The sequence below is a fragment of the Pleionea sediminis genome, from assembly GCF_007570825.1.
Classification (GTDB): Bacteria; Pseudomonadota; Gammaproteobacteria; order Enterobacterales; family Kangiellaceae; genus Pleionea; species Pleionea sediminis.
Window position 1 is genome coordinate 1,510,491 of the sequence record NZ_SUNB01000001.1, and the last position, 17,144, is coordinate 1,527,634.

The 17,144-nt window shown below is 41.2% G+C and carries 13 protein-coding genes; 6 read left to right on the forward strand and 7 right to left on the reverse strand.

Features of this window, described 5'->3' with window-relative positions:
• Positions 1 to 34 precede the first annotated feature (34 nt).
• Positions 35 to 1,129: a LysM peptidoglycan-binding domain-containing protein gene (locus FAX86_RS06135; protein ID WP_144392457.1), complete on the reverse strand. Its 1,095-nt coding sequence runs from the start codon at positions 1,127 to 1,129 to the stop codon at positions 35 to 37.
• Between the two features lie 177 nt (positions 1,130 to 1,306).
• Between FAX86_RS06135 and def the strand changes: the two genes are divergently transcribed.
• The 6 genes from def to FAX86_RS06165 all read left to right on the forward strand — a co-directional run bounded on the left by def (position 1,307) and on the right by FAX86_RS06165 (position 10,401).
• Complete coding sequence (def, locus tag FAX86_RS06140) at positions 1,307 to 1,807, forward strand: peptide deformylase (protein ID WP_144392458.1); 501 nt, start codon at positions 1,307 to 1,309, stop codon at positions 1,805 to 1,807.
• Between the two features lie 3 nt (positions 1,808 to 1,810).
• Positions 1,811 to 2,755: a methionyl-tRNA formyltransferase gene (gene fmt, locus FAX86_RS06145; RefSeq protein WP_144392459.1), complete on the forward strand. Its 945-nt coding sequence runs from the start codon at positions 1,811 to 1,813 to the stop codon at positions 2,753 to 2,755.
• A gap of 2 nt (positions 2,756 to 2,757) precedes the next feature.
• Positions 2,758 to 4,059, forward strand: a complete 1,302-nt coding sequence (rsmB, locus tag FAX86_RS06150; protein WP_144392460.1) for a 16S rRNA (cytosine(967)-C(5))-methyltransferase RsmB — start codon at positions 2,758 to 2,760, stop codon at positions 4,057 to 4,059.
• Between the two features lie 214 nt (positions 4,060 to 4,273).
• Positions 4,274 to 7,411: an ATP-binding protein gene (locus FAX86_RS06155; protein ID WP_144392461.1), complete on the forward strand. Its 3,138-nt coding sequence runs from the start codon at positions 4,274 to 4,276 to the stop codon at positions 7,409 to 7,411.
• A 145-nt stretch (positions 7,412 to 7,556) separates the two neighbouring features.
• Positions 7,557 to 8,930, forward strand: a complete 1,374-nt coding sequence (trkA, locus tag FAX86_RS06160; protein ID WP_144392462.1) for a Trk system potassium transporter TrkA — start codon at positions 7,557 to 7,559, stop codon at positions 8,928 to 8,930.
• A gap of 22 nt (positions 8,931 to 8,952) precedes the next feature.
• Complete coding sequence (locus FAX86_RS06165) at positions 8,953 to 10,401, forward strand: TrkH family potassium uptake protein (RefSeq protein WP_144392463.1); 1,449 nt, start codon at positions 8,953 to 8,955, stop codon at positions 10,399 to 10,401.
• An 11-nt stretch (positions 10,402 to 10,412) separates the two neighbouring features.
• Here FAX86_RS06165 and FAX86_RS06170 read toward each other — a convergent pair whose 3' ends face one another.
• From FAX86_RS06170 to glmU, 6 genes are all read right to left on the reverse strand, one after another.
• Positions 10,413 to 11,294, reverse strand: coding sequence for a lysophospholipid acyltransferase family protein (locus FAX86_RS06170; RefSeq protein ID WP_144392464.1), 882 nt, complete (start codon positions 11,292 to 11,294; stop codon positions 10,413 to 10,415).
• On the reverse strand, positions 11,291 to 12,202 hold the full coding sequence (locus FAX86_RS06175) for a lysophospholipid acyltransferase family protein (protein ID WP_144392465.1): 912 nt from the start codon (positions 12,200 to 12,202) through the stop codon (positions 11,291 to 11,293). The genes FAX86_RS06170 and FAX86_RS06175 overlap by 4 nt, the downstream gene beginning before the upstream one ends.
• A gap of 95 nt (positions 12,203 to 12,297) precedes the next feature.
• Positions 12,298 to 13,065 (reverse strand): DUF2884 family protein, encoded by a 768-nt coding sequence (locus FAX86_RS06180; protein ID WP_144392466.1) that lies wholly within the window; start codon positions 13,063 to 13,065, stop codon positions 12,298 to 12,300.
• 189 nt (positions 13,066 to 13,254) lie between these two features.
• Complete coding sequence (locus FAX86_RS06185) at positions 13,255 to 13,863, reverse strand: thiol:disulfide interchange protein DsbA/DsbL (protein WP_144392467.1); 609 nt, start codon at positions 13,861 to 13,863, stop codon at positions 13,255 to 13,257.
• A gap of 3 nt (positions 13,864 to 13,866) precedes the next feature.
• Complete coding sequence (gene glmS, locus FAX86_RS06190) at positions 13,867 to 15,696, reverse strand: glutamine--fructose-6-phosphate transaminase (isomerizing) (protein WP_144392468.1); 1,830 nt, start codon at positions 15,694 to 15,696, stop codon at positions 13,867 to 13,869.
• A 33-nt stretch (positions 15,697 to 15,729) separates the two neighbouring features.
• On the reverse strand, positions 15,730 to 17,094 hold the full coding sequence (glmU, locus tag FAX86_RS06195; RefSeq protein WP_144392469.1) for a bifunctional UDP-N-acetylglucosamine diphosphorylase/glucosamine-1-phosphate N-acetyltransferase GlmU: 1,365 nt from the start codon (positions 17,092 to 17,094) through the stop codon (positions 15,730 to 15,732).
• Positions 17,095 to 17,144 lie beyond the last annotated feature (50 nt).

Below are 17,144 nucleotides of genomic sequence, written 5' to 3' on the forward strand. Positions count from 1 at the left end.
AATTGTATTCTTTAATAAAAAACGGCTGCTAAGATTAATAAGGTGTTTTAGCCTTATCAAGCACGTGCAACGGTCGTTGAGCTTTGAGTATAAGGCCAAGACTAACTTTTTCAAAGGTGCGAAATACCATTAATAATCCCGCTTCTTCATCAGGTAAGGTCACTTCTTCTTTCTGCAAAGTCATGTCTTTAAAAAAGGTAACCAGCGCACCATCGGTATTCACATTTTTATTATCTCTCGCGTAAGGATCTTCAACGGTTTCACCACGCTGATGCACAGCTAGAACATGGCCAACTTCCATACCATCTCGCTCACCGCGATTGATAACTACCACATCATATTGACCAATTTGAACGACACCGTCGTAAACCGAAATAATGGTCGCATCCACCTGTTTATTTGGCGCATGCGGAAAGTAATTGGGTCTCAACTGAGCATCATTTGTCGGCCAGAGACGGTCACCCTTTAAAATTTCCGAAACCGAGGTTTCAATTCGAATGGTCGATGGGTCACCTGCCCGAACTTTCAAACCGGCTCCCAAATGAATAGCTTCTACACCTAACTCTTCATCAGTATCTGGGTCAACATATACATCGCCTTCTCGATAAAAAGTATATTTTGACGCTTCTGGCGTTGTAATCCCACGAACATAAACTTTATTATCAACAGCATTCGCCAGTCGGCCTTCATCTCCGGCCAAAACATAAGGCGCGTTTTCTAAGTCTTCTTCAGAAACAACACGTGCGCTAACCAAAAATGGTAAGATCGCGTCAAGAGGGATAGTGGATATTGCCTGACCTCGACTGACCTCTCGAATTTGCGGAGATAACTTAACCGTTCCGTCAGGTAAACGATCCGTTTTGATAATCCGCGGTTGGCCATCAACGTAAACTAACGCCAGAACATCGCCAGGAAAAATTAAATGCGGGTTATCGACCTGCTCGTTAACGTGCCAGATTTCCGGCCAAAGCCATGGATCTTCGAGAAACGCAGCTGAAATGTCCCAAAGTGTGTCACCAGGTTGAACAACATGGAACTCTGGATGATTCGGCTTTAATTCGGCAGCTTGAGCCCAAGCTCCACCGAAAAATGTCGCCATCGCCACGATTCCGACAATAAACTTTTTCATAATAGCCATCCCTTAATTTATACTATCGGGTTTACGCTACTGAACTTCTGTTTCGAAAGCGTCAAGTTCTTAAGTTAACTTTAGACTTGAAAAGCGCTATCTCAACACAGACTTATTCAGTATGATCATAATCTTAGCAGCAAAAGTTACTTTTTTACTAGAACTTAGATCACAGATATGCCGATATTAGAAATTCTTGAATACCCAGACCCCAGACTTCGCACAAAAGCAGAGCCTGTGGAGGATTTTGGTCCCGATTTACAGCGCCAAATCGATAACATGTTTGAAACCATGTATCAGGCGCCTGGAATCGGCCTCGCAGCAACCCAAGTGGATTACCACAAACAGCTCATTGTAATCGACATATCTAATGAACAAGATAGTCCATTAGTGCTAATAAACCCTAAAATTACTGATAAAAGAGGCGTTGAAGAGCGGGAGGAGGGCTGTTTATCCTTTCCGGGTGTTTACGCAAAGGTAGAGAGAGCCGATGAAGTTACCGTAGAGGCCTTGAATCGCGAGGGTGAAGCAATAAAGATAGATGCTGATGATTTGCTCGCTGTGTGTATTCAGCACGAAATAGACCACATTGAAGGACGTTTATTTGTCGATTATTTATCGCCACTAAAGCGCGAACGAATAAAAAAGAAACTTAAAAAACTCCAAAAGAGCCGCTAACGCATGCCACAACCTCGTATCGTATTCGCCGGTACGCCTGATTTTGCTGCAACGTGTTTCCAGCACTTGCTTGATGCAGGCTACAACATAGTCGCCACTTACACACAACCTGACAGGCCTGCAGGCCGAGGTAAGAAGCTGCAACCTTCGCCAGTTAAAAAACTGGCCCAAACTCACGGAATTTCTGTTGAACAACCATTAAATTTCAAAAATCCTCAAGATATTCAAAGACTTAATGACTACCAGCCCGATCTCATGATCGTCGTCGCGTATGGATTACTTCTCCCTCAGGCTGTGTTGGACATTCCTAAGCTTGGATGTATTAACATTCACGCGTCACTGCTCCCCAAATGGCGCGGTGCAGCGCCAATTCAACGCGCAATAGAAGCGGGAGATAGTGAAACGGGTGTTGGAATCATGCAAATGGAGGCCGGACTAGATACAGGACCTCTGTGGGCAGAAGCTCGCTGCGAAATTACAGAAAATGAGACAGGTAGTAGTTTACACGATAAGCTCGCCACTTTAGGTGGAAAAACACTGATTCAAACACTACCTACTATTTTATCCGAAAAAGGTGAACCGACCCCCCAAAGTGATGGAGCAATTTATGCTCACAAATTAAATAAATCAGAAGCGCTATTGGATTGGTCGCAATCGGCAAAAAATCTCGAGCGAAAAGTCAGAGCGTTTAACTCATGGCCGGTTGCTTTTTTCAAAATAGATAATCAACCATACAGAGTTTGGGAAGCTTGTAGTTCAGAAGCACTAACCAACGAAAAACCAGGCACAATTTTGAGCGCAGATAAAAATGGAATTACTATTGCTTGCGGGGAGGGTTGTCTTACAGTTAAGAGCGTACAACCTCCTGGAAAAAGAGCCATGTCAGCTGCCGATTTGTTAAATTCACGAGCCAGCTTATTTGAAGTTAGCTCGATTATCGGTGAATAAACATGTCCAATTTACGGGTCAATATCGCTCGTTGGTTTGCCGAAATCGCTTATAAAGGCTTGTCGGCCAACGCAGTAAACCAGACTTTACACCAAGAATTGTCAGATACGCGAGAAATAGCCTTCGCGCGAGAATGCCTTTTTGGCAGTGCACGACATTTCGAAAAATTAAACTGGATTGCTCAGCAACTACTGAAGCGTCCCCTCAAAGCCCGGGAAAAGGAGCTTAAAGGACTACTCATTACCGCTCTTTATCAATTGCTGTATCTCGATACTCCTGATCATGCCGTATTATCAGAGTCGGTCGAAGCCACTCGCATACTGCAAAGAGAATGGGCGAGTGGGCTAATCAATGGCGTTTTACGTTCAGCACTAAGAGAAAAACAATCATTACTCAATAACGATAAACAACCGGATTGGGTTAAACATGAAGTGCCCGAATGGTTATTAAAAAGACTCAAAAATGCTTGGCCCAAAAACTGGCAGCAAATTTGTTCAGAATCCAATAGAAAGGCCCCGTTGATTCTTAGAGCGAATCAACAATTCTCGCTTGATGAATCAGCTAATCTACTGGAGCAAGCAAACATCGACTATCGGTCTATTGATAATTTTCCAACAGCATTTGTTCTCAAAGAGGCACGACCAATTCAGGAAATTCCAGAGTTTTCCACAGGTCGATTTTCAGTTCAGGACAGTGCTGCTCAGCTGGCTGCAGATTTGCTTCCCATTCAACCTGGCGATTGCGTACTTGACGCTTGTGCCGCCCCCGGCGGCAAGACAGCTCACATATTAGAAAAACACAAAGACATTCATTTAACCGCTATTGAGCTTGACGAAAAGCGGGCTCAAAAGATTCACGAAAATTTAAATCGTCTTGGTCTCAATTGTAAGGTCGAGATTGTCGATGCCGCTTCATTTATTGAACCCGAAAAATACGATGCTATTTTATTGGACGCTCCATGCTCTGCAACTGGCGTTATAAGACGGCAACCGGATATTAAACTTCACCGAACAGATGAAGATATTTACCCTACCGTTCAACTTCAGCAAAACATTCTTACCAACCTATGGGATAATTTGAAACCCGATGGCTATTTTCTTTATGCGACTTGCTCAATCTTGCCCGATGAGAATCACAAGCAAATAAAAAGATTTTTAAAACAATTTCACGATGCAGAGTTGGTATCACTGGAAATACCAACGAGCATCCACCACATGAAAACACCTTTTGGAATGCAATTACTTCCAGCTCAAGATAATGATGGCTTTTTCTACTCTTTATTGCGAAAAACCAAAAGTAATTGATCGGGCAAAGTCATCACTTCGTACCATATCCCTTTGATTCCAATTAATTTTGACGAAGGTATTAAAATTGCTATTCACTGTTGTAATTTCTAGCAAAATCCTGTTTTTAAGCCATACTTTTAAGAGTTAAACGTCATTAATAGCTATCTAATTAAGCAATAGCTATTCCAATAGTCGTTGCCACACGCTTTTTAATTTCTATTGGCTGCACTCAATGTTGAAACTGAACTTCTCACAAAAAATTTGGCTTGGATTTGCAGTTATTATTGCGTTGCTCACCTTGTCTAGCGGTGTAGCCCTCTACAATCTATTAGATATTAGCGAAGCAACCCAGGAAGTTAATGAAACAGCAGTTCCCATTGAAAAACAAAGTAATCAATTACAAATAAGTTTGCTCAAGCTCGGTAAACTTAGTGCTTCAGGTTATAACGCTGACACTCTGGAACAAATTCTTCAAGTAAGTAACCAGTTTGAGCAGGGAGACAAAGAATTCAAACAACAGTACAACAATCTGAAAGATACGGTGTCAAGTTATCCAGACATGCTCGAACAGCTCACATCCGCTATAAAAACTTATGAAGAATATACTCAATCTGTCACCGTTATGCTGACAGCAAAAAAGGAAATCATTAAAGCAGAAAGCAATGCTAATGAAGAATTAAACAAGCTCAGTAATATGGTTGATGATGCAGGTGCCTACTTGCTGGATATACCATGGATAATCTACGAGAATGACTCAGAAAAAAGAGAGATGTTTGAGGGCATAGCGGGGCGCCTCGATGGTCTTGTTATAGGACTTTATAATGTACTTGAAGACATTAATAATAGTAGTGACATTGAATTTTTAAAAAAAGGAAAGTTTAATGTTGAAGACTCAATTAATGGTATTCAAGTAAGAAACCGAAATGCAGAAGTAAACTTACCAGGATTAGAAGATAAGGCACTATGGAAAGAATACTTATCAACACTCGAAAAATTAAAAGAACAATCTATCGGAGAAAACTCAATCGTTGACTTCAAAGTCAATCAAATTGAGCAGACATTAAACGCTCGTCAACAACTAGAGCTGTCACAAAAAGCGCTACAAAGCATTGTCGCTACGTTTGACGCCTTACTCTTAAAAGCTGATACACTTTTTAACTCGCGTCAACAACAAGTAATGGACACTGTAAAACTTTCAAGTCAAAGTGTCATTATCGCCTGGATCGTATTGATTCTCTTAGCTTGGCAAAACTTTAATTCAATGCGTAAATCCATCAAAAAGAAAATGGCTGATCTTGCAAAACTAAACTCTACAGGAGAAGAACTCGCAGCAACTCAAGATCAAAGTCGAGCTCTAGAGGCTGTTTTAAGTACTATGCACGAACAAACGGGCGTTGCTTATGGCTCTGTATTTTTGATGAATAAAGATGAGAAGCTAGAAGTTAAAGCCTCCTACCCACCCAAACAAATTGATTCCGATACTAAAGCGGCTCAGTTTTCTTTAGGTGAAGGTATTCTCGGAAAGGCTGCAGAGAATAAAAAGATTAAGTTTGTACCAAATACTGGCAGTGAATCGGATTTCGTTAAGCAAGAAGGCATGCCAGATAAAGCATTACTATGCATTCCATTAGTCGATAAGGATGTCCTTATTGGCGTTATGAACTTTTCAGGAACAGTGGGTAATGTACGGTTTGAAGACAGTGATTACGAGTTTGCCGAGTCCATCGCGCGACTTCTGGTCACAACAATCAAAAACATTCGTATGCGCGAAGTCATCGAAGAACAAAACCGAACGCTCGAACAAAAAGTTAAAGAGCGAACAGCCGAACTAAGACGCAAAAATAAAGATATCGCAACCATGATGGCCAATTTACATCAAGGTGTCTTCACGATTACTGAGGGTGGAGTTATCCATAATGAATACTCTAAGTATTTAGAAAAGATTTTGGAAACTGAGAATATCGCCAATAGAAACTTTATGGACGTTCTATTCTCCAATACCAATCTCGGTAGTAACGCTCTCGATCAAATTTCAACGGCCGTAGACGCGATGATTGGCGTTGAAGAAATGATGTTTGACTTTAACTCTCACCTATTGGCGAACGAGGTAACCCGAACGAACCCGAGCGGAGAAAAACGCTTGCTAGAAATTGAATGGGTCCCAATTGTAAATCAAGAAACCGATGAAACGGATAAATTATTAGTGACCGTTCGTGACGTTACAGAATTAAAAGAACTTCAAGAAGCTGCTGAACAACAGCGCAAAGAGTTGGAAATAATCGGGCAGATCTTATCCGTGGAAGATGAGAAGTTTAATGAGTTTCTAAGCACCTCGCTTGGCTTTGTAAACAATTGTCGCGAACTTATTAAATCGTCAGATAGTAAAGATCATGAGTTGATAGCTAGATTGTTCCGAAACATGCATACCGTAAAAGGCAACGCTCGAACAATGGGATTCAGTTATTTAACGGATACAGTACATCAAGTTGAGCATCACTACGATGAGCTGCGCAAAAATGACGACTCCCAATGGGAGCCCGATTTGTTATTAAACGAACTTACGCAAGCAGAAAAAGATATTCAACGCTACAAAGATATTGCAAAAAATAAATTAAAAATTCGTAGTGCAACGGGTGATAGTCAAATTAAAAATGTGGATGAACTCAAACGTTTAATCGATGAAGCGATAAAGCTCGATTTTTCCGCAAGCACAAAGGATGTGAAAAACTGGATCAAAGACAGTTATGATGTATTGGCACAAACGCAAGCTAAACCACTCAGTGAAATAATTACTACCGTCACTGAATCTGTTTACTCGCTGGCAGAGCAGCTTGGAAAGGACAAGCCAGATATTTACATTGATGATGGGAACGTTTTTATACGCAAGGAAAATCACGCCATGTTGGGTAATGTATTTATGCATATTATGCGTAATGCCATCGATCACGGTATCGAGCGCGGCGAAGAACGTAAAGCCAAGGGCAAACCAATTAAGGGACAAATTGATCTCAAAGTTTCAAGTAGAGAAGGAAAAGTCATTATTACAATAGAAGACGATGGCCGTGGTCTTGCGTTAAATAAAATTTACCAAAGTGCTATCAACAAAGGCATCATCGATGCCGATCAGCCGAAGCCGTCAGATCAAGAAATAGCAAATCTAATTTTCTCCTCCGGCTTTTCTACAGCCTCTGAAGTTACCGAAATTTCAGGTCGCGGAGTCGGTATGGACGCAGTAAAACGCTTTGTCGAAGATTCCGACGGGACGATTGAAGTAAAGCTAACTAACGGCCAAGAATTAGACGATTTTCGAGGATTTTGCACTCAAATCACTCTGAATAGCGACAGCATTCTTCCTGCTTTGGTTTTCTAACCTAAGTTTACTCAAGCACTACTAAGTGATTATCACCAATAATCAGGATTTTTACTGGAAAATCATACCAAATAGCGCATAATGCATAACAATGCACATAAGCCTTTGTCTTATAAAACAATTTGCCTAAAATCCAACGAGCGCAATGAAAATCATAATACTGGGTGCTGGACAAGTCGGCGGCACATTGGCAGTCAACCTTGCAGGTGAAGACAACGACGTAACCGTTGTTGATACCAACGCGAAACGCTTGCGAGAGCTGCAAGATCATCTGGATCTTAGAACCATAGTCGGCTGCGGCTCTTTTCCCCATATATTACGACAAGCCGGGGCAGAAGATGCTGATATGCTTATTGCTGTCACGAATAGTGATGAAACCAATATGATTGCCTGCCAGGTCGCTTATTCTTTATTTCACACACCACGCAAAATAGCACGGGTCAGATCGGCTAATTACCTTTCAGAAAAAGATCTTTTCCAAACTGATGCGATTCCAGTTGATGTTGTAATCAGTCCCGAACAATTGGTTGTTCAGTCGATCTATCGTTTGATAGAAAATCCTGGCGCACTTCAGGTTGTTGATTTTGCAGGCGGTAAAGTCAGAATGGTTGCCGTAAAGGCCTATTATGGCGGCCCGTTGGTTGGTAACGCATTGTCTGCTTTAAAGGAGCACATGCCAACCATAGATACTCGAGTCGCTGCGATTTTTCGTCAAGGCCAAGCTATTATGCCCACCGGTGGTACGGTTATCGAAGCTGACGACGAAGTATTCTTCATTGCTGCGAGAAATCATATCCGTTCGGTGATGGGCGAACTGCAACGGCTTGAACGACCATACAAACGCATCATGATTGCCGGTGGAGGTAATATCGGACTTGGTCTGGCAAAGCTGCTAGAGGAAGACTATCAGGTAAAAATTATCGAACACAGCGTAAAACGGGCTCAACTCATTTCTGAGCAACTAGATGACACCTTGATCTTACAAGGCGACGCAGCAAATCAAGACATGCTAAGCGATGAGAATATTGAAGATATTGATGTTTTTGTTGCCGTTACCAACAACGACGAAGTAAATATTCTCTCTGCGATTTTGGCAAAGAAAATGGGCGCGCGAAAAACAATGGTGTTGATTAGCCGTTCGGCCTACGTCGATCTAATGCAAGGACAAGAAATCGATATAGCAGTTTCACCACAACAAGCGACTGTCGGTAGTTTGTTAACGCATATCCGCCGTGGTGATGTTGCTAATGTTTACTCGCTGAGAAGAGGTGCTGCTGAAGCTATTGAAGCAATAGCTCACGGCGATGAACAGACATCGCAAGTGGTTGGTCGAGCAATCGGCGAGATCAATTTACCACCCGGAACTAGTATCGGTGCGATTGTTCGTGACGAGCAAGTACTTATCGCTCACGATAACATCGTCATACAATCTGATGACCATGTCATTTTGTTTTTGGTAGACAAAAAATACATTAGCGATGTCGAACAGCTGTTCCAAGTCGACTTTGCGTTCTTCTAATTTGTTACGTGACAATTAATCTATGCAACGTCGTGTCGTTATAAGAATATTAGGTATCTTGCTGGTTCTATTCAGTTCCACCATGGTTCCTCCGATCATCATTTCTGTCATTTATCACGACACCTCGTCTTCTAATTTCGTTACTGCTTTATTCATGAGTCTTATCACCGGCTTACTCTTATTTTGGCCTAACCGTAAAGTTAAAGCAGAATTAAAAACTCGCGATGGATTCCTAATTGTTGTTATGTTTTGGACTGTACTGAGTTTTTTTGGTGCTATTCCGCTTTATCTGGCAGATATCAAAAACTTTCATTTGGTTGATGCTGTCTTTGAGTCATTTTCAGGATTAACCACAACGGGCGCCACCGTAATATCTGGCTTAGATAATTTACCAAAATCCATATTATTTTATCGTCAACAACTGCAATGGTTAGGCGGTATGGGGATTATCGTTTTGGCAGTAGCGATTCTACCAATGCTCGGTATCGGAGGTATGCAGCTTTATCGAGCTGAAACACCAGGCCCAGTTAAAGACGCAAAGCTTACCCCCAGAATAGCAGGTACTGCAAAAGCACTTTGGTTTATTTATTTAGGTTTAACCATCGCCTGTGGTGTTAGTTATTGGTTAGCAGGAATGACACCTTTTGATGCTATCAGCCACAGCTTTTCTACTGTCGCGATTGGCGGATTTTCAACGCACGATGCCAGTATAGGATGGTTTCAAAGCTCAAATATAGAAGTTATTTGCAGTATTTTCATGCTTATTTCCGGAGTTAACTTTTCATTACATTTTGTCGCATATCGACAACTCAGCATACAACCCTACAGTCGAGATCCAGAATTTAAAACCTATATAACCTTGATGGTTGCCGTGGCGGTTATTTGTTTTATTGGGCTTTTTGCTTCACAGCAATTTAACTTTAAAGAGTCTATTTATAAATCCATTTTTCACACGATCTCAATAGGAACGACAACAGGCTTTGCCAGCAGTGATTTTTCTGCCTGGCCAGGAAGCCTTCCTTTGTTATTAATCTTTTTAAGTTTTGTTGGTGGTTGTGCCGGATCAACTGGCGGAGGAATCAAGGTCATTCGTTTCCTATTACTATTCAAACAAGGAATGCGAGAAATACGTAAATTAATACATCCTAATGCTATTTTTCGCGTCAAGTTAGGAAAGCAAATTCTGTCCGAAAAAGTGTCCGATGCCGTTTGGGGATTTTTCGCTACTTATGTTGCAATCTTCGTTATTATTATGTTGATACTCATTGCTGATGGAATGGATCAAGTAACAGCATTTTCTGCTGTAGCCGCCTGTATGAATAACCTCGGTCCAGGCCTAGGAGAGGTAGCTCAAAACTATTCTAATATTTCAGATCTCGCAAAATGGTTATTGAGCCTTGCCATGTTATTTGGACGATTGGAAATATTCACTCTTCTCGTTTTATTAACACCAGCATTTTGGCGTCGATGACTTTTTAAATATTACTCAGGATAAAAATCATAATCGCCATCAGGCGGCGTTTTAAATCTCTTGTATCCCCATTCAAATTGGGCTAAATCCTTTTTGATAATCTGCTCTATCGTGGCATTTAATTCACGACAAAACGTTAGCTCATCCAATTGATGGATACTTGCAAAGTCAGCCGGACCAATGGTTAATTTAAATCCCCCTTTGACACGCTTAAAATCAAACGTGAGTAATGCCGCACCGGTTTTTTGTATTAACTTGGCCGGTAAAGTCATTGTATAAGCCGGACGCCCAAAAAAAGGTGCATACACACCGCTTCCTTTTTCTGGCTCCTGATCAGAAAGAACAACAAAAACTTCATTTCTCTTAAGTGCCGTGAGAATCTTTCGAGCGTTTTTGCGTTCGCCAGTAATAAGCTTTGCACCGGTCTTTGAACGACCCTTACGAATTATTTGATCAATCGATTCAAGTTTTGCAGCTCGGTAAATCGCTGATGTTTCGTAGAACTGAGCAACCCACAAGGTAATCAGCTCCCAGTTACCAAAGTGAGGGCCAGTAAGAATTACGCCATTATTCTGTGAAATTGCCTGTTTCAACAAAGCTTCACCCTCAACCTCAACAACCAGCTTTAAAGTATCCTGATTGGATCTTTGCCAAATCCATAAAGACTCCAAGACCATTGCACCAGTATGCCGGCAGCTTTCGCGGGCGATAACCTGCTGGCTATCAGCTAGTTCTGGTAAATGACAATAATCTAAGTTTTTAATCGTCGTTCGGAAATGGCGAGAGCGAGTCCAATAGAGTAAGCGCCCAAACTGCCATCCAAGCCACCTCACAAAATTAAATGGAAGAATAGCGACTAATCTTGCAACAGACTTAACAAAGAAATTTTTCATAAATCTTTATAGACAGGCTTTATTCCCTCAGGCTGAGGACGAAAACGACGATAAGACCATTCGAACTGTTCTGGACATTGGTTGATTTGACCTGCAAGGCCCTGATTTAAATAAGTCGCGAACTCTTCTTGAGACAGTCCTTGAGTAGTAAAGTTTGCGGGCTCAATAATTATTTTAAATCCATTTTTGACTCGCTTGGCGTAAAAAAACAGTAAGCTTGATTCGGTCTTTTCTATCAATCGCTGAATTAAAACCATCGTGTATGCTTGGCGCTCAAAAAAGGGCGCAAAGACGCCAGCGTTCTTCGCTGGGTTCTGATCAGACAGTAACAAAAAACATTGTCCTGACTTTAATGTTTTAAGCATCTGACGCACACTAGAACGCTCACCGATAATCAACTCAACACCTGATTTTGATCGGGCTTTCCGTATTAAAGGGTCGAGCGCATCGATTTTGGGACGTCGGTACATACAAGAAGAAGGCAAGTTCATACCACCCCAAGCCAAAAGCGCTTCCCAGTTTCCTAAGTGAGGCCCGGTCAAAATCAATCCTTGCCCGTTTTTTTGTGCTTGTTCAATCAGTTCGAATCCCTCAACGTCGACAATTTTGTCAGCCACTTTTTTATTGGGACGCTGCCATATCCAGCAAGATTCAAAAAACACCATACCAGAATGAATGCAACTTCTTTTGGCCAGTTTCTTCACCCAAGAAGCGTCTTTATCGGGGTAACATATTTCAATATTGCGAATCGTCACACGAACATCACGAGATTTCGAAATCCAGGTTAAAAACCCAATGACTTTTCCTAATCCTCGCGCAACAGAAAACGGGAGACTCGCTATCATTCGAATGATAAAAATGACAATGATTAATTTGAAAGACGTAGACGGTTGGTTAGATTCGGTCATTCAATTCAGTTGTTCTTAATATGCATAAACGCTTATTTTAAGCCAACTCAAGCCTGACTACCAACGACAGTCAGGCTAAGACCGATAAATTGCGACTAATTCGAGTGAATTAAATCGATCGATTGATAGGCTGGTAATGCCGCTTGAAGTTTAGTTTCTATCAGATCCAGGTTAGCAACTTCTAAACAAAGCCTTTCAGCCTCCAGCTCAAGATGGACAGCGCTGGCTTCTATTTCAGCCTCCATATCGGCAGAAAACATTTCCATTCGAAACTCTAAGTCATTAAGTTCTTCCTCATCACCGCTAAATACTTGTGATACTGCAGTTAATATAGTCTTTGCGCTTGCTTTGGATACAGCCTCTTCAACTAACGCGCCGATTTCGTTGTCCAGTTTGTCTCCCAAGCTGTCATGGCTAATCAAAGTACCGTTGAATTGAGTTGCGTTGATATTTTCCTTAATTGTCTCACTGATACCATCAAGCTTTTTTAGCATTTGGCCATTAAACTCCGGATCATCCACAAACAATGCATTCAATGTCATGGTGGCTGCTTTCACCCCAATCTCAGCTCCTTCTGCTGCAACGGCAGCAATTGCAGGTAATAGGTTTCGATAACCATCACCCATTTCAGTCACGAGTTGCTCTTGTTCAGTATTAAGCGACTGTTTTTTCCCATGAATAAATAATTGATTGCTATCATCAATTAATAAAATTTCTTTAGATTCTTTGGAGATAGAGACTTCGCGCTCATCGATTTCAATGTCAAAAGGCATATCCATATTACAATTTATGTTTGATGCGCTAGCAAAACCCGCAAACAAACTTGCCGTACAGAAAATAACTTTGTTAATCGTATGTTTCATAAAACCCTCCTGTAGTGATTATTCTCTTAGTCGAAAAGGGGGCTCATAAAGTTTGAGGAAATAAATAGTGGAATGTAACAGAATATGTAAAAAGGCTCCTAAAGGAGCCCTTTTAAAGAACTAGAAAAGAAAAAGTTATCAATCTTATAATAGGTATAAATGCCCCATAGAAAGCGAGGCCTGAGTCACTTATCGATTGATTAGTTCGTTTACGGCATCAATTAATTCATTGTTAGTTTTGAAAGCACGACTATTAATTCTGTAATGATCGTTAACAACAAAGGTTGGAGTCGATAAGATTTTATGTTGCTTCGCTTCTTCTCTTGCTTTACTCACTTTAGAGTTAAGCATAAAAGAGTTGGCAGCTTGATCAAATCGTTTCTCATCAGCTCCTAACTTAACAAAAAGTTCTTTCAACGCATCTTTATTAGGGATGGCCTTTTTTTCTACATGAACTTGATGAAAAATCGCTTTGTGTGCTTCTTTCGTGATTCCTAGCATGTCGGCGATATAGTAAGCTTCGACATAAATCTTCCAACTAGGATGATTCTCAAAAGGCACGTAATTAAACTTTGCATCTTTCGGAATAGCGACTTTAATCATGTCTGCAAGAGCTTCTGATTTATAGCAACCTCCGCATCCATAATTAAAATATTCTTTAACCTGTTTTTTCGCGCTTTTTCCTGCGCTAACAACATCGTAATGAACACCTTCTTCCAAATCGATGGAATAGCTATTAACGCTCATTAAAGCAAATGAAGATAAGATCAATACGAAGAGTGCATTTATTTTTGGCATGTATTACTCCACAGTGACTGATTTAGCCAGGTTTCTTGGTTGATCAACGTCGGTACCTTTAATGACAGCGACGTGATAGCTCAATAATTGTAATGGGATAGTATAAATAATCGGTGCTGTAATATCATGAGCTGATTCAACACGTACAACTTTTACACCATCTTCCTCTTTAAACGGCGCATCTTTGTCAGCAAATACATAAAGCTGACCGCCACGCGCACGCACTTCTTCCATATTAGATTTCAATTTTTCCAAAAGTTCATTTTTGGGTGCAACAACGACGATGGGCATTTCATGGTCAATCAAAGCAAGTGGACCATGTTTGAGTTCGCCAGCGGCATAAGCTTCAGCATGAATGTAGGAAATCTCCTTAAGCTTAAGAGCTCCTTCCATTGCAATCGGATACTGTTCACCGCGTCCGAGAAATAAGCTGTGGTGCTTCTCTGAAAAATCTTCAGCAAGCTGCTCAATGAGGGAATCTTGCTCTAATGCTTTTTGTATCTCGCGTGGAATGGCTTCTATCGCATGAACAATATCAGCTTGCTCAGATTCACTTAATCCTTTGTGTTTAGCAATACAGCCAACTAGCATGAGTAATCCTGCCAGTTGAGTTGTAAAAGCTTTTGTACTCGCTACACCTATTTCTGCTCCGGCTCGCGTCATAAATGCTAGATCTGACTCACGAACAAGCGAAGATCCAGGCACATTACATACTGTGAGCGACGCCATAAATCCTTTTTCTTTTGCGAGTCTTAAGGCCGCCAAAGTATCTGCGGTCTCACCAGATTGAGAAATGGTAATAAAAAGCGCTTTTTGTGGAGTGAAGCTTTTTCGATAACGGTACTCACTGGCAATTTCGACATGGCAGGGTATATTCGCTAATGATTCACACCAGTATTTTGTAACCATGGCAGCGTGAAAAGAGGTGCCACAAGCAACTATTTGAATGGCTTCGACTTCGTCAAATATCTCCTTGGCTTTAACGCCAAAAATTTCGCTCGTTATTTCGCCGTTAATTATTCGACCTTCAAGCGTACTAGCGATTGACTCTGGCTGTTCATGAATTTCTTTCATCATAAAATGACGATATGGACCTTTATCACCAGCGTCATGTTGAACAGAAGATTCTTCGAAATCGCGCTCGATTAATTTTTCATCAGTATCATAGATATCGAGAGTAGTTCGCGTTACTCTGGCAACCTCGCCTTCTTCGAGATATAGAAACTGACGTGTTACAGGTAGCAGAGCCAGTTGGTCAGAAGCTACAAACATCTCTCCTATACCTTTTCCGACAACTAAAGGACTGCCCGATCGAGCGACGATTAACTCTTCTGGGTTATTACGGTTCATAACAACGGCGCCATAAGCGCCTTCAAGTTGTTTAACAGCAGATTGGACAGCTTTTAATAAATCTTTAAAATTTTTATACTCTTCGGCGATTAGGTGGGCAATAACTTCAGTGTCTGTCGCGCTAACAAACTCATATCCCTTTGTTTTTAACTGCTCTTTTAACTCCTCATGGTTTTCAATGATTCCGTTGTGAACAACTGCGAAGTCACTACCAGAAATATGAGGATGGGCATTAACTTCACTGGGCTCACCATGAGTTGCCCAACGAGTGTGAGCAATGCCTGTACTACCAGGAAGAGGAGATACCTCTAAAGCATCAGAAAGCTCTTTAACTTTGCCTAATCGTCTAACTCGTTGAATATCATTGTTATTCAAAATAGCTACGCCTGCTGAATCGTATCCACGATATTCAAGTCGACGTAACCCTTCAATTAATATTTCTGCCACATCCCGTTGTGCTACTGCACCCACAATTCCACACATGGTTTGATTACTCCATCAAATGTTCTACTTTGCTTACTTCTTTTTGACCGGTCGTTTCCAGTCTGCTATTTCTTTCTGTTTAACACGAGAGATACACAAAACGTCGTCCGACACATCTTTCGAAATTGTACTGCCTGCTCCGATCGTCGCATTTTTACCGATAGTCACAGGCGCAACTAACTGTGTATCACTTCCAATAAATGCATTATCGCCGATTATCGTTTTGTGTTTGTTGACACCGTCGTAATTACAGGTGATCGTTCCAGCGCCAACATTTACTTTTTCACCAATTTCCGCATCACCAATATAAGCCAAATGATTGGCTTTACTTCCACTACCCAGTACCGATTTTTTCACTTCAACGAAATTACCGATATGAGCATCGTTCTTTAATTCTGTTCCAGGTCTCAAACGAGCAAAAGGACCTACTGTGCATGAGGAACCAACCTTCGCAGAATCAATGATGGAATTCGCTTTAATCTCCGAGTTGGCTCCAATAGTACAATCTTTCAGAATGGTATTCGCGCCAATATAAGCGCCAGTTTCAATGACTACTTCGCCTTCAATGATAACGTTAACGTCAATAGTTACATCTGGAGCCACCGTTATTTTTCCACGAATATCAAAGCGTTGTGGGTCGATTAGAGTAACGCCACCTTCAAGTAATTCTTTAGCACGAGTAAGTTGGTAGGTACGTTCTAGCTGTGCCAACTGAGAACGGTTATTTACGCCTTCAACCTCACTGGAATCATTAGGCATAGCCGTCACAATATCGCGACCATCAGACGAGGCAAAACCAATAATGTCCGTTAAATAAAATTCTTTCTGAGCATTATCATCACTAAGACGAGACAACCAGTTTTTCATGTCTTTAGCATTCGCAGCCATAATACCTGTATTTATTTCGGTAATGGCAAGTTGCTCTTCAGATGCGTCTTTTTGCTCAACAATTCCGGTTACTTTATTATCACCATTACGTACGATTCTTCCATAGCCGGTAGGGTCCACCATAATATTAGTTAACAAGCCTACACCGGAGGCATCTTTTATCGACAGTAATTCAAATAAAGTGTCGTGATGAATTAAGGGAACGTCGCCGTATAAAATCAGTACGTCGTCTTCATCATTTAAGTACTCACTTACTTGATCAACCGCATGCCCTGTACCAAGCTGCTCTTTTTGTTCTACCCATTTGACTGGAAAATCAGACATCGCTGTTTTAACAGTATCTCCGCCATGACCATAAACGACATAAATACTATCGGCATTTAGGCTTTGAGACGTTTCAATAACATGCTGCAGCATGGGTTTGGCAGCAATAGGGTGAAGCACTTTTGGTAGACTCGATCGCATTCGAGTTCCTTGGCCCGCGGCAAGTATAATGACGCTTAATCCCATACAGTATCCCTTTTAAGTTCGGTGATTAATAGAAGACTTTAAAATTGGTT